At 46.7% G+C, this 12,784-nt stretch carries 14 protein-coding genes, 1 tRNA gene and 1 rRNA gene; 7 read left to right on the top strand and 9 right to left on the bottom strand.

Going from position 1 to position 12,784, the window contains the following annotated elements; all coding sequences use genetic code 11:
- A 16S ribosomal RNA gene (locus NC981_RS13330) occupies window positions 1–112 on the bottom strand; the annotation flags it as partial.
- Window positions 113–421: 309 nt separating this feature from the next.
- Here NC981_RS13330 and glyQ point away from each other — a divergent pair.
- Window positions 422–1,309, top strand: a complete 888-nt coding sequence (gene glyQ, locus NC981_RS13325) for a glycine--tRNA ligase subunit alpha (protein ID WP_348243217.1) — start codon at window positions 422–424, stop codon at window positions 1,307–1,309.
- A gap of 57 nt (window positions 1,310–1,366) precedes the next feature.
- On the opposite strand, the gene NC981_RS13320 is transcribed toward glyQ, so the two are convergent.
- Together NC981_RS13320 and NC981_RS13315 are read right to left on the bottom strand one after the other, a co-directional pair.
- Window positions 1,367–1,546 (bottom strand): type II toxin-antitoxin system HicB family antitoxin, encoded by a 180-nt coding sequence (locus tag NC981_RS13320; protein WP_348243216.1) that lies wholly within the window; start codon window positions 1,544–1,546, stop codon window positions 1,367–1,369.
- Between the two features lie 275 nt (window positions 1,547–1,821).
- The gene (locus NC981_RS13315) at window positions 1,822–2,019 is read right to left on the bottom strand and encodes a DUF433 domain-containing protein (protein ID WP_348243214.1); all 198 of its coding nucleotides are present in this window, start codon (window positions 2,017–2,019) and stop codon (window positions 1,822–1,824) included.
- Between the two features lie 525 nt (window positions 2,020–2,544).
- On the opposite strand from NC981_RS13315, the gene NC981_RS13310 reads away from it, so the two are divergent.
- The 4 genes from NC981_RS13310 (at window position 2,545) to NC981_RS13295 (ending at window position 6,224) form a co-directional block, all read left to right on the top strand.
- A complete protein-coding gene (locus NC981_RS13310) occupies window positions 2,545–2,937 on the top strand; it encodes a hypothetical protein (protein WP_348243213.1) in 393 nt (130 codons plus the stop codon).
- A gap of 154 nt (window positions 2,938–3,091) precedes the next feature.
- On the top strand, window positions 3,092–3,574 hold the full coding sequence (locus NC981_RS13305) for a DUF4079 domain-containing protein (protein WP_348243212.1): 483 nt from the start codon (window positions 3,092–3,094) through the stop codon (window positions 3,572–3,574).
- 312 nt (window positions 3,575–3,886) lie between these two features.
- Window positions 3,887–6,115: a ComEC/Rec2 family competence protein gene (locus NC981_RS13300; RefSeq protein WP_348243211.1), complete on the top strand. Its 2,229-nt coding sequence runs from the start codon at window positions 3,887–3,889 to the stop codon at window positions 6,113–6,115.
- A 24-nt stretch (window positions 6,116–6,139) separates the two neighbouring features.
- Window positions 6,140–6,224 (top strand) — tRNA-Ser (locus NC981_RS13295).
- 3 nt (window positions 6,225–6,227) lie between these two features.
- Here the strand turns inward: NC981_RS13295 and NC981_RS13290 are convergent.
- Window positions 6,228–7,307, bottom strand: a complete 1,080-nt coding sequence (locus NC981_RS13290; protein WP_348243210.1) for a glycosyltransferase — start codon at window positions 7,305–7,307, stop codon at window positions 6,228–6,230.
- 337 nt (window positions 7,308–7,644) lie between these two features.
- Here NC981_RS13290 and NC981_RS13285 point away from each other — a divergent pair, with 337 nt between their 5' ends.
- Entirely contained in the window at window positions 7,645–7,827 is a 183-nt protein-coding gene (locus NC981_RS13285) for a hypothetical protein (protein WP_190377259.1), read from the top strand.
- Here the strand turns inward: NC981_RS13285 and NC981_RS13280 are convergent.
- Genes NC981_RS13280 through mug form a run of 3 tightly spaced genes read right to left on the bottom strand, consistent with a single transcriptional unit; the run spans window position 7,824 to window position 9,712 of the window.
- Entirely contained in the window at window positions 7,824–8,528 is a 705-nt protein-coding gene (locus NC981_RS13280) for an SGNH/GDSL hydrolase family protein (protein WP_348243209.1), read from the bottom strand. The two genes, NC981_RS13285 and NC981_RS13280, sit on opposite strands and share 4 nt — an antisense overlap.
- Window positions 8,525–9,106, bottom strand: coding sequence for a cytochrome b (locus NC981_RS13275; RefSeq protein ID WP_348243208.1), 582 nt, complete (start codon window positions 9,104–9,106; stop codon window positions 8,525–8,527). The genes NC981_RS13280 and NC981_RS13275 overlap by 4 nt, the downstream gene beginning before the upstream one ends.
- A 48-nt stretch (window positions 9,107–9,154) precedes the next feature.
- Window positions 9,155–9,712, bottom strand: coding sequence for a G/U mismatch-specific DNA glycosylase (gene mug, locus NC981_RS13270; RefSeq protein ID WP_348243206.1), 558 nt, complete (start codon window positions 9,710–9,712; stop codon window positions 9,155–9,157).
- A gap of 274 nt (window positions 9,713–9,986) precedes the next feature.
- On the opposite strand from mug, the gene lepB reads away from it, so the two are divergent.
- Window positions 9,987–10,580, top strand: coding sequence for a signal peptidase I (gene lepB, locus NC981_RS13265; protein WP_190377256.1), 594 nt, complete (start codon window positions 9,987–9,989; stop codon window positions 10,578–10,580).
- Here the strand turns inward: lepB and NC981_RS13260 are convergent.
- Window positions 10,577–11,809, bottom strand: coding sequence for a dihydroorotase (locus tag NC981_RS13260; RefSeq protein WP_348243205.1), 1,233 nt, complete (start codon window positions 11,807–11,809; stop codon window positions 10,577–10,579). The genes lepB and NC981_RS13260 overlap by 4 nt on opposite strands.
- Window positions 11,810–11,888: 79 nt before the next feature.
- Window positions 11,889–12,659 carry a DUF1350 family protein gene (locus NC981_RS13255; protein ID WP_348243204.1) on the bottom strand — a complete coding sequence of 257 codons (771 nt, stop codon included), beginning with the start codon at window positions 12,657–12,659 and terminating at the stop codon, window positions 11,889–11,891.
- Window positions 12,660–12,784: the final 125 nt, after the last annotated feature.

Here is a 12,784-nt window from a genome sequence, read left to right as displayed (position 1 = left end):
CTCACGCGTTACTCACCCGTCCGCCACTAAAGACCGAAGTCTTTCGTTCGACTTGCATGTGTTAAGCATACCGCCAGCGTTCATCCTGAGCCAGGATCAAACTCTCCATGTTGTAATAGATGTTTGTAGCTCTGGTAATTATTTCCGGTTTTCCTTCCGGTTCCTAAACACTTAGGAACATTTTCTTGACGAAGGCTTTCCTTTCTCTGGCTTCTAAACTATTCTGTTGTATATCGGTTCAAGCACTGTGAAGTGCGTCGCTTTCGCTCGGCTTCCCTCACCGCTTAATCAATATAGCCGGAACAGAAGGAGGATGTCAAGCAGGTTTTGAAAGTTTTTTCTAATCTGTTCTCAAACAACCGCTACGGCTTGCTTTACGCGACAATGGGCAAGTGAATTTGGTTGACGAGGATAGGACATCGTGAATTTTCAGTCTGTAATTTCGACGTTGAATCAGTTTTGGGCGGAGCGGGGTTGTTTGGTGGTGCAGCCTTACGATACGGAGAAGGGGGCTGGCACGAAGAGTCCGCATACGTTTTTAAGGGCGATCGGTCCTGAGCCTTGGGCGGTGGCTTATGTGGAACCTTGCCGTCGTCCGGGGGATGGGCGGTATGGAGAGAACCCGAATCGGGTGCAGCATTATTATCAGTACCAAGTTTTGATTAAGCCGTCGCCTGACAATATTCAGGAGATTTATTTGGAGTCGCTGAAGGCGTTGGGGATTACGCCGGAGGATCATGATATTCGGTTTGTTGAGGATAACTGGGAGGATGCGGCGGTCGGTGCTTGGGGGGTCGGTTGGGAGGTTTGGTTGGATGGGATGGAGGTGACGCAGTTTACTTATTTCCAGCAGTGTGGGGGGCTGGATTGTCGTCCGGTGTCGATCGAGATTACTTACGGGTTAGAGCGATTGACGATGTATCTGCAAGGGGTGAACTCGATTTTCGATATTCAGTGGAATGATGACATTACTTATGGCGATGTGCATCTGCAAGGGGAAATTGAGTGTTCGACCTATAATTTTGAGGCATCGAATCCGGAGTTGCTGTTTACGTTGTTTAAGTTGTATGAGCAGGAGGCGGAACAACTGATGCAGCGTGGGCTAGTGTTGCCTGCTTATGATCAGGTGCTGAAGTGTTCGCATACGTTTAATTTGCTGGATGCGCGTGGGGTGATTTCGGTGACGGAACGGGCGCGGTATATTGGGCGGGTGCGGAATTTGGCGCGGCAGGTGGCGCAGCTTTATCTGAAACAGCGCGAAGAGTTAGGGTTTCCGCTGTTGAAGACGGAGAAAGTTGAGGCGGTTTAGTAGGAAAAAAGGGCGATCGTTCATCAACCGTTAGATTGTTGAGGACGATCGCTTTGATTATTTGAAGATCAAGGTAACCTGATCATCTTCGAGCGGCATCTCTATCACTTCTCGCAAGTTCTCGCGTAATTCATCTAATGTTTCACCTTGAGAATGCGCTCCAGGAAAGCCAGGAATGTGACCTACATAGAGGTTAGTGTCAGTATCTCGCTCTACTAGGGCGGTGAATGTTGTCATACTACTTGCTATATTTAGCGCCTCAAACTTTCTCAGAAGCTAGTATCGCTGAAATGATTCAGTATGCTGAGCGATCGCACATTTACGTTGAAGTGGGAAATGCGATCGCTTTTGTCATTTCGGTAAGAATCGATAGGGATTGAAGATTTGCTCAGATTGCGCTCTCGATCACTTTACCTAGTTGAATTGCATTCAACGCATCGTAAACGTTAGGAATTAGCGGAAGCAATTCAGGTAGACAATTTGTTGATGCAACCATCACAACAATTGCTACTTCAGTCTTTAGCTAATTCCAAAGCTGCGATCGCTTGTTCGCGGCTGACGGAGGGAAAGTGATCTAAAAATTCGTTGAGGGAGTCGCCTGCTTCGAGATAATCCATCAGAGTTTTGACGGAAACTCGTGTTCCGACAAAGACAGGCGTTCCTCCTAAGATTTCACGATCGCTGTGAAAGACTGGCGATGAAGATGTCATACAAATAGCTTTAGAAGCGTGTTAGTGCGAGGATAACACAGTGGTTCAGCTTGTTTGGAGTCTCATGTTTGCTCCTTGTTTTTCTTGTAGCAACTTGAAGTGATCAATTATCAATGAGGAGTTACAGTCAGTCTGCCCAAAGAAGTAAAGCATGGAGCGATCGCATTAAGTTGTTCATTTCCCCTTCGCTCTAACCAAAACTGCAACTTCTAACAGAAAATCATGCTTGTCGTTAGGAACATCGCGCTTGTCGTTAGAAACATCGTGATTTTTAACAAAAAATCGAAATTTTACTTAGAAAAATCGCGCTTGTCGTTAGGAACGTCGCGATTTTTTCAACTTAACGCATCATTTTTGCTAAGCCGATCGTGATTACGCTGAGCAAGAAGAAATATTATCAGCACAGCTACTCAAATTGCTTCAGAATCTTAACAGAGAAAATATAATTCTTCGCGCTTTTTGCTGAACTGAAACACAGTACAAATGAGCCAAGCTGACAGTAATAGTTTACAAAGGAGCGCATTTATGACTCGTCAGAAACGAACCTCCCGAATTCTCGAAAAAGCTGAACTCCGAATCTCTGGATTGAAAGCAGTCGATCCCGTAATGGACTTTGGGGATTCGCGGAGTCTGGTGCAGATGAGTTTGCAGATGAATCGATTGCGCGATCGACTCGAAGACTACAATCTCGCTTTAGCAAGGCTCGACTCGTCGAAAAAGGAGATTGATGAACTAGAGAAAAGCTTGGGCGACTTCATTGACAAGATGTTAATCGGAGTGGCGTTCAAGTATGGCAAAGATAGTCGGGAATATGAGATGGCGGGCGGAATGCGGAAGAGTGAGCGGATTCGGAAGAGCAGCGCGACCCGCATGAGAGCGAAGGCGGCGCGGATGGCTGACGAGGAGCAGAGCGCATAGTTAGAAAAGAGAAAGGTTGCACAATGGCGATCGCATCTCCAACATTAGGAAGCGATCGCTTTTTTATCAGGAAACGCTTTGAATTTCAGCACTTGAACCCTTCTTCTCATAAAATGCTCTTAATATTTCTTAACGGTGACGCAAGAGGGAGAACATGGGTACAAATTTGAGTGAAATGCTGGAGCCGATCGCGCAATTTTTTCGCTCTTTGAATTTGCCAGAGCCGATCGTTCATTGGGGACATCCGGTGATGATGGGAATTGTGGTTTTGGTGATGGGAGGCTATTCGGCTTGGGCTGGATGGCGGGGACGGTTAGCAGAAGATAAGGAAGTGGCGTTAAAGAATCGGGCGGATCACCGGAAGCTGATGCCGTTAGTTGTGCTGTTTATGACGCTGGGAGCAACGGGCGGAATCTTGTCGCTGGTGATGCAGAAGAAGTCGATTCTAGAGAGTCCGCATTTCTTGACTGGGATGGTGGTGTTGGGATTGCTGTATTTGAATGGAGCAGTTTCGCTGGCGGGATTTGGAGGAAATAAGCCAGGGTTGAGACTGTTTCACGCTTACTTAGGCACTGCGATCGCTGGAATCGTACTGCTTCACGGTGTATTTGGCATTATGCTCGGACTCTCGATCTAAAAACATTTGCAAAAGCTGATTAGGAGTTGGCTGCGGCTGACTCCTTTTTTTGTGGTTACTGAAATTTTTGGGCACTCTTAAGTCAGCGTGAGTTTGATTGAGAAAATTCGCTGCGATTGTGGATTTGGGTTGCCCCCTAAATCCCCCACGTGTGGGGGACTTAGAGAAGAGGGATTCCCTATATTTAAGAAGTGTTTTAACCTTCAAAGTCCCCCAGAATGGGGGATTTAGGGGGCAAGAAGCCGCTCAAATCGCAGCGAGAAACCTGATCAAATTCACCATAAACAGATCCTGCATGACAAAGAGTAAAAGATGGCTTCTACCAGTGTGGTCATTTGGTGTTTGGCTTACATCGTCGGATTGCTAATGACCGCAGTTCCATTTGGAGGCGCGATCGTACTCATCTCTGGTGTGATTTGTGCGCTTGTACTTTCAAGATTGAAGCTGAGACGAACGATCGCAAAGGTCTGGATTATTGCAGGATTGATTGGACTGGCGGCGGGGTTTTATCTACAGCTTCGGACACCGCAACCGAGCGCGATCGACGTGAGCCAATTTGTCCCGAAAGAGCGGCAAGAAGTGACCGTATCGGGAATCGTTGAATCGCTGCCGAAGTTAACACGCAGAGACAATCGGCAGGTTTGGCTCAATGTGACAAAGGTTGGAGAGCAGAAAGCGGACGGAAAGCTCTATGTCACGTTGTCAAAGATTGACGGAGAGGACTTGTATCCGGGACAAGCGATCGCCATTCAAGGCAATCTCTACAAACCGAAGCCGAAAATGAATCCGGGCGGATTTGATTTTCAGAAATACTTGGCGCAAGAAGGCAGCTTTGCAGGGCTGAAAGGAACATCAATTCGACTACTCGACACGAATCAGAAGCCGACATGGGGATGGTGGATGATTCAAAGGGAGATCGTGCGATCGCAAGCGAAACAGTTCGGGAACGTAGAAGGATCGCTGATCAGCGCAATGGTCATCGGTGGGCGCGTCGTTGATATCCCGGTTGATGTTAAAGATGCCTTTAGTAAGATTGGGTTGTCTCATGCGTTAGCAGCATCAGGATTTCAAGTCACGCTGATTTTAGGCGTGTTGTTAGCGTTGACGCGGCGATTTCCTAAAGCGATACAGTTTGGAGCGGGTGCGACAGGATTAATCGTTTTTATGGGGCTGACGGGAATGCAGCCTGCGGTGTTTCGAGCCGTGATCATGGGGTTTGCGGTTCTGCTTGGAATCCTGTTGGAAAGATACACCAAGCCGTTAAACACATTGTTAATTGCGGCGATTATTTTGTTAATCGTCAATCCATTGTGGATTTGGAATTTAGGATTTCAGTTTAGCTTTCTCGCAACGTTGGGATTGTTGGTTACAGTTCCGGCGATTTCAAAACGGTTAGATTGGTTGCCGAGTGTGATTGCTCCTGCGATCGCTGTTCCAATCGCCGCATTTATCTGGACATTACCTTTACAGCTATTTTCATTTGGAATCGTTTCTCCCTATTGCATTCCCGCTAACGTTGCTGCGACTTTGTTGATCTCATTTATTAGCATTGGCGGAATTATTAATGCGGTATTGAACTTGATTTCACCCGCGATCGCAAACATTACTACACCGTTCTTGTACTATCCAACTCATTGGTTAATTGCTGGAGTCAAGTTTGTTTGTCAATTGCCAGGGAATTCGATCGCAGTTGGCACGATTTCAATCCTATTAATGCTCGTACTGTATGGATTGCTCTGCACACCTTGGATATTTCCTCGATTCCAACGGCAATGGTGGGCGTTTCTTCTAGTTGGAATCAATTTGGTCTTTATTCCCGCTTGGTATGTGCGATCGAGCTTATTACAAGTCACCGCATTATCGGTGGGTCAAACTCCGGTCATGGTTGTTCAGGATCATGGACGGGTTGGATTGATTAATAGCGGTGATGTGGATGCGGTACGATTCACAATCCTGCCGTTTTTGCAAAAGGAAGGGGTTAACCGGATTGATTGGGCAGTGGCAGCGTCTCCTTCAGAAGGTTGGAGTACGTTGATCAAGGAATTGCCCATTCGATCGCTCTACGACTTCTCTGGTGAAAAACAGCCAGCCGTCTCACTTGAAGCAATCCAGCAATTAACAGCACAAAAAGGCAAGCATTTACCGATTACAACCGGACAAGTGATTAAAACAGGCACAATCGACATTCAAGCATTGAGCATCGAGCCAACGATTTTACAGCTTGGCGTTGAACAACGACGCTGGTTATGGCTGAAAGATGTACCGAATGTTAGTCAGCGGCAAGCGTTAGGCAATCATTTAAGTGGTAATGAAATTCTTTGGTGGTCGGGACGGCGATTGCATCCGAGATTGTTAGGACAAATGCAGCCGAGTGTCGCGATCGCCTATTCGAGAACAATTCACCCTGAAACGCTGCGTCAGTTGCAGGTGGGTCAAGTTCAGGTTTACCAAACCCAAGCAGAGGGCGGATTGCAATGGTCAAAAAATCAGGGATTTAGGACAACTTTAGAAGTTGATGAGCCAGAAGCTTCATTCCTGTAGTATATTAATTGAGCATATGCACCTGGAGAGGTGGCAGAGCGGTTGAATGCGGCGCACTCGAAATGCGTTTTGGGGCAACTCAACGGGGGTTCGAATCCCCCCCTCTCCGTTTCTAAAGCTGAGTTGTTTTGACCATCTGTTGCCAACGGTGTCGGATGACTAAATCGTATGGCTTCCAGACGTTGGAATGTGAAGGAGCGGGGAGTTGAGTTTCGATCGCGATCGTTGAAGGGGATAACGGCTTTGAAACTGATCGCTTTGAAGTAAAATTCCGTAGCGGGCGAGTTAGAGCTTTAGAAATCGCAACCAGTGTCACTTTATAAATTCCTGGACGCAGCAACAGCGCGAAATCTCCTTTCAAACTGCGATAGAGCCACCGAAACATCAAGCGATAATTGCCCGCAAGATAGCTTTTGCTCAGTAAGTTGTTGTAAAAAGCGGTGTTTGCCCATTGACGAACCGAACTGGGTAGCTCCGGGTGACGCGCATAGACTCGCGACATAATTAATTCGTAAAAGTGCGCCATTGTGGTGCATTTCGTAGACATACTGCCGCTATATTGCCGATAGCCGATGAGATACTCTGGAACGATCGCAAAGTGATAATGTTCAGCAATCCGGAGAAACAGATCCCAGTCTTCACAAGTTTCTAGTTCAGTGTTGTAATCCCCCACCGTATCGATACAGCTTCGACGGAACATTACCGTACTTGCATTGTCGAGAAAGTTGTAGAACACAAGAACGGCTAGAACGTTTCCTTCAACTGCTCCAAGCTGACCAAAAGGTGAGTAGCCTTTAATCTTGCCTGTTTCAGTAAGATATGTTGACCAAGAGTAAACTAATCCAATGGATTCATCAGCAGTTTCTAGACAATGAACGTGCTTTTCTAACCGTTCGGGATACCAAATATCATCAGCATCGATCGGCGCAATATATAGACCAGAAGACTGCCGAATTGCTAAGTTTCGAGAAGCAGCGACTCCTGAATTTTCCTGCTGAATCAGTTGAATACGATCATCAATTGCCATATACGATCGCACGATTTCCGCCGTGCGATCGTTTGACCCATCATCGACCACAATCACTTCAAAATTGCGGTAAGTTTGCGCCAAAATTGACTTTAGCGTGTCTGAAATAAATGCCTCAGCATTGTAAGCAGCAATAATCACTGAAACAAGCGGATTCGAGATCATTAATTTCTTCCTTGAACGCTCTGCAAATATTGTTAACGAAATGGTTTCTAATTTGCAACTCTCTCCAACTAATACCAAATTGATCTTTAATCGCTACAGATCTTGCAAGCCCCCTAAATCCCCCATTCTGGGGGACTTCAAGCCAAAGAAGGATTGAATATCTCAAAGTCCCCCACGAGTGGGGGACTTAGGGGGCAAAGGATCTGTAGCATTAACAAATTGATTGGGTACAAGGCAAAACATCTCTAACAACAGACAGAGAGTAGTTCTACTGCAGGAGACAGGATAACGATCGACAGAATCGCTACGGTAAAGCTAAGAGTTCTGATTAATCGTTATGGATTTTGAATCACGATCGCGCCGCAATTTCACATACGTTATGTGGATGCTTGGAACGGCTTTTATGCCCGTAGGTCTAAGCTTTGAAGTTGGAAGTTTTTGGCAAATTCTATTTTTAGGAGCAGGAGTTATTCTGTTTCTGATGGGTCATTTTATGTACCGGGATGCATGGAATCGTTAGGGCTTTTTAGGCAGCACTTTGTTTAAGGATTGAAACCAGCGACTTGCCATTTTTTGTTCTCCGGCTTCATTTGGATGCAGTCCATCGTATGTATCTTGCTGCACATCATATCCGCTAAATTGATCGACTAGAATGACTGGACTTGTTTGAGAATTTATCGATCGAGCCAACGCCGCAACTTGTTGATTAAACTGTTGGGTTAAGGCTTCACCACCCGACGAAGGAATCAACTGTGCAATCAGAATCTTTAAGTGAGGATTCCGTTGCCGCATTGTCTCAATTAATTGTCTCAGTTCCGCGATCGTACCGTCAAAACTCTGTCCGCCTAGAATATCGTTTGTTCCTAAATGAAGTAATACAACGTCGGGTTTAGCGACTTCTGACCAGCGAGCGATTTGAGCCAACACTTCATCCGCTTGCCAACCCCAATGTCCCTCATGATCTTGATCAAAATCAGATTTAGGCGCATTTCCTAAATAATGAGACTTTGTTGAACCGACAAAATTCACGTCATAGCCTGCGGCTCGAAGTTTAAGCCACAACGGACGACGATAACTATTGTGATTGCGATCGGCTTGTGTAATCGAATCTCCAAGCGGCATGATCCGAATGCTAGTTGGAGTGCCATCCACTGAAGCAACAGGCGTACACCCTGATATCAATAACCCCGTTACGATAGCACTCCAAAAAACCTGCTTCATGTCCGAACCGTTTTAGATTTTAGTTTCAAGAAATTGCTAAACCGTCGCCAATGAGCGCGAGCTACTTTCCATTGTGCGATCGTATGCAGAACAATGAACGCCAAAAATGTGTAAGACAGCCAAAAGTGAGCATTACGCCCGACTTCCGCCATCGCAGCATTTTGGGGAAATAGATCCGGTAAAACAATCCCAAAGAATTTGACATTGTTAGGACGGAACGAGTTTGAGAGTAAAAATCCAGTTATTGGAACTGCCCACATAAATACATACAAACTTGTATGCAGTGCAAGTGTTTTAAACCAAGCAGGCGTAAATTTTGGAAGACGCTTCGTGTATTTCTTCCACCACACCTGCAACAGCAGAAAAATCCGCCAAGTCAGCAGCGCCATCGATAGCACTGCGATCGACTTATGAAAATCGTACAGCGAACCCCGGTAAGATACAGAGCGATCGAGTTGTGACATGAACGTTCCCGTCACGAACAGAACAAGATACGCTCCACTCATCCACCAATGAACCGACATCAACTGCTTGAAAGCACTATTCAATCTAGGTTTGAGCGCATGAACGATCGACATGGCATTCCTCTCAAAGCTTAAACTTTTGTTAAGTCTAGACGCCTGAGATTAACTTTGTGTTGCAAATTCGTAAAATTCCCCATACACCTCAGCCAGATCCTTGATCTGATAGTGAGCATTCAAACCGCTCGGATTTGGTAACACCCAAATCGTTGTATTGTGTAGCAGCTCTTTTTGCAGTCCCATTTGCGCTTTCGGTTGCTTAAACGCCGTTCGGTAAGCGCTCACTCCTAAAACGGCTAGATATTTCGGTTGATATTGTTCGAGTTTTTCGGCGAGATCCTGATGCCCGATCGCTAAGTCTTCATTCGTTAACTCATCGGCTCTTGCAGTTGCACGAGCAGCTAAATTGGTTAAGCCGAAACCACGATCGAGCATGGTTCTGTCTTCAAACGGAGATAAGAGTCGATCGGTAAATCCAGCTAAATGGATGGCTTTCCAAAATCGATTCCCAGGACGGGCAAAATGGTGTCCCACGGCTGCACTGTACAAACTGGGATTAATCCCGCTAAACAGAACTTTGAGATTTGGCGCAATAATATCCGGCAGCGTTGTATTGTAAGCGGCGTGAACTTCAGCTTTTGTCGGTTTGTAGATTGAAGGCATTTTCAGAGCGAGTCGCGAACTTCTCCATCCTAAGAAATTCACGCTCAACTCTAAGCATCAAATCTCAATGCCCGTCCTCGAACTTCGGTATTGAATTTGCCGCGATCGCGCTCAACTGCCAAAAGTTTTAATCATGCCAATCGGATTGAAAAAGTAAGCACCTCTTGCTACAGTTCGGAGAATTGATACTGAAAGTGTAAATCCACCCGTGTAGATTAGACTGGGAACGAAGGTTTCTATTTCAGCCTCTAGAATCTGTAGTCGTTAAGGTGATATGAATCGCGTGGATAACCCGGCTCCTAACAAAAAAGCGCATCAGAAAAAAGACGAAAATCCCTGGGTAGAGGGACTCAAGACCATCGGTTTAAGTGCGGTTCTCGCGATCGGGATTCGGCAATTCGTCGCAGAAGCTCGCTACATTCCGTCTGGTTCGATGTTGCCCACCTTACAGATCAACGATCGTTTGATCATCGACAAGATCAGTTATCGGTTCAATAATCCACAGCGCGGCGATATTGTTGTCTTCTCTCCGACTGCTGCTTTAGAGAAACAGAATTTCCACGATGCGTTTATCAAACGGGTGATCGGACTACCCGGTGATAAAGTTCAGGTCAAAGGCAATCGGGTCTACGTGAACGATCAGCCACTCCGAGAAAACTACATCGGCAAAGACGAAGCACCCCAATATGAATGGGGGCCTCAAGTGGTTCCTCCAGATTCTTATCTCGTGCTGGGCGACAACCGCAACAACAGCTACGATAGTCACTATTGGGGCTTCGTCCCTCGCGACAAGATTATTGGCAGAGCGGTTGTCCGGTTCTGGCCCCCGAATCGTGCAGGTGAGCTTGCACCAGAACCAAAATATTAGAAACACCAAGCTTGCAGCACTCGTCCATTAATGGACTGACTGAACCAAGCGGTATTTGTGGACAGCGATCGTAGATGGGAACGATCGACTGTCCATTTTTCATTCGGATTGAACAGAATTAAATCACTCGGTTGGTCGGGCGCGATCGCGCTCAAGTCCTGTCCCAAACACTGAGCCGGACGCACGCTAAGACTCCGCCATAAATCCAACGCCGACCAGCGACCCGACTCAACTAAATTCGACCATAAAAGCGGTAACGCCAGTTCTAAGCCGATCGCTCCGGCTGGTGCTTCTCCGAACGCAACGGTTTTTTCTTCATAAGTGTAAGGAGTGTGATCGACCGCGATCACATCGATTACGCCATCTGAAACTGCCTGAATTAAAGCGTCTCGATCGTTCGGGTTGCCAAGCGGCGGATCAAGTCGCAAGCTCGGATCATAAGACTGCACAGAATCGGTACTCAGGAGCAAATGCAGCCAAGTGGTACTCGCAGTGATGGGAACCCCTCGCGCTTTTGCCGATCGCACAAGTTCTACCCCTCGCGCTGTTGAGATTCGCATCAGATGGGCTGGTGTTCCAATCTCTTCAATACATTCAAGCAGGGCAGATAATGGAGCGGATTCTGCCATAATTGGCACTCCCGGCAGTCCAAACCGCATCGAATTTACGCCTTCTCGAATCACGCCTTTTCCGGTGAGTCCTGGATCAGATGCCCAAAGCGCGATCGGCTTCTGCATGGGCTGCAAATATTCCAACAATCGCCGCACTAATGCCAAATTTGAAATCGGTTTGCCATCGCTAAATCCGATCACACCTTCTGCGAGTTCCGTGAGTTCAGTCATTTGCTGCCCCTGAACACCAAGCGTTAACGCACCCCAGCAGCTAATTCTCGAAGATTTGGTGCGAATTTGAGCGACGATCGCGCTCTGATCGATCGCAGGATTCGTATCCGGCAGAATGTTCAGACGAGTAAATCCACCCGCGATCGCCGCTGCTTGCAAAGATTCCAAAGTTTCGCGTTCTTCAAATCCGGGTTCGCCACTGTGACTGTACAAATCGATCAATCCAGGTGCGAGAACATAGCCCGAACACGATCGTCGCTCCGCTTCTTGGGGAACTTCTGAAGGCGAGAAAGACCGCACAATCCCATCTTCGAGTAGCACATCGGTCACGCGATCGACATTCGCTACTGGATCAAGCAATCGGACTTGCTGAAGCAAAACAAACATGATTTTCCATCATTGAAGAACAGACGATCGGGCAACTCCCGAATCCCCGTTTAATATTCAAGTACGTTTTGGCGCTAATTTAAGCGAACGGATTCAGCCATTTCAAAATCGTTTTTTCTAGCTGATGTAATTCCCGATAAATCTCCTGACGCATCCACTGTCCGATCGCATCGATCGGCGTAAACGAGCCTCCAACCTGCCATTTCATATCAGGGCCTAACGGCGTAAGGTGCGTTCCTTTGAGGCGATGAGTGGTAATCAGTCCCGGATAGGACTCTTCTAGAAGCTGCGCTAACGGGATCGATTGATCGATCGAATCATCCGCAAATTTAATAATCAAATTGCGTCGCACCGAATAGCGATCGCGAATCAAGGCAGTCGTCTCCGTGGGCGAAGGCGTGAATTCAACAGAGATCCCCTGCGGCTTTAGAAATTGCGAAAACTGCTCAACAAACGGAACGGCTTCTTTTGCAGCGTAGTTATTAAACGAGATGAAAATATTTCCCGCTCGCTCAACCGAAAACAAGCTACCAGCCAGCAAATGCAGCTTACAGCCCATACTGTGCCCCATGCCATAAATCGGCAAATAGCGCACTGAATACTGCGATCGCACACCGTTCAACGCTTTCTCAAAATTGATCAAAACCGACTCTGCAATCTCAGCATGATCAAACGTATTCACAAACGGAGTCGCTACGATTAGGTAGCCTTGATCACCTAAAAACTCTAGCAAACGGCGGTAAGTTAACTGTGGAGCCGTTGCGACAAAAGCGCCGCCAAGAAAATGAATAATCGCGATCGGACGATCGGGAACGAGAACCCAATTCCCAGAAATTTCTTGCCAATCCATGAGCGAAATTGAAGATTAGGGGGTATCTCTAGCCTAAACCGATTCTCTAAAATTCAACGGCTTCGGACATCGCATTGCATTTGGTACGGTTCTACGATCTTTCTTTAATCGAGAAACCAGATACG

The sequence above is a fragment of the Leptolyngbya sp. DQ-M1 genome, assembly GCF_039962505.1.
Taxonomy (GTDB): Bacteria; Cyanobacteriota; Cyanobacteriia; order Leptolyngbyales; family Leptolyngbyaceae; genus Leptolyngbya.
This window is presented reverse-complemented; position numbering and strand designations above follow the sequence as displayed.

Bases quoted from the DNA above. Each gene is read 5' to 3' on its own strand.
- NC981_RS13320 (WP_348243216.1), bottom strand. From the start codon at position 1,546: ATGACAACATTCACCGCCCTAGTAGAGCGAGATACTGACACTAACCTC.
- NC981_RS13315 (WP_348243214.1), bottom strand. From the start codon at position 2,019: ATGACATCTTCATCGCCAGTCTTTCACAGCGATCGTGAAATCTTAGGA.
- NC981_RS13310 (WP_348243213.1), top strand. From the start codon at position 2,545: ATGACTCGTCAGAAACGAACCTCCCGAATTCTCGAAAAAGCTGAACTC.
- NC981_RS13305 (WP_348243212.1), top strand. From the start codon at position 3,092: ATGGGTACAAATTTGAGTGAAATGCTGGAGCCGATCGCGCAATTTTTT.
- NC981_RS13300 (WP_348243211.1), top strand. From the start codon at position 3,887: ATGGCTTCTACCAGTGTGGTCATTTGGTGTTTGGCTTACATCGTCGGA.
- NC981_RS13290 (WP_348243210.1), bottom strand. From the start codon at position 7,307: ATGATCTCGAATCCGCTTGTTTCAGTGATTATTGCTGCTTACAATGCT.
- NC981_RS13285 (WP_190377259.1), top strand. From the start codon at position 7,645: ATGGATTTTGAATCACGATCGCGCCGCAATTTCACATACGTTATGTGG.
- NC981_RS13280 (WP_348243209.1), bottom strand. From the start codon at position 8,528: ATGAAGCAGGTTTTTTGGAGTGCTATCGTAACGGGGTTATTGATATCA.
- NC981_RS13275 (WP_348243208.1), bottom strand. From the start codon at position 9,106: ATGTCGATCGTTCATGCGCTCAAACCTAGATTGAATAGTGCTTTCAAG.
- mug (WP_348243206.1), bottom strand. From the start codon at position 9,712: ATGCCTTCAATCTACAAACCGACAAAAGCTGAAGTTCACGCCGCTTAC.
- lepB (WP_190377256.1), top strand. From the start codon at position 9,987: ATGAATCGCGTGGATAACCCGGCTCCTAACAAAAAAGCGCATCAGAAA.
- NC981_RS13260 (WP_348243205.1), bottom strand. From the start codon at position 11,809: ATGTTTGTTTTGCTTCAGCAAGTCCGATTGCTTGATCCAGTAGCGAAT.
- NC981_RS13255 (WP_348243204.1), bottom strand. From the start codon at position 12,659: ATGGATTGGCAAGAAATTTCTGGGAATTGGGTTCTCGTTCCCGATCGT.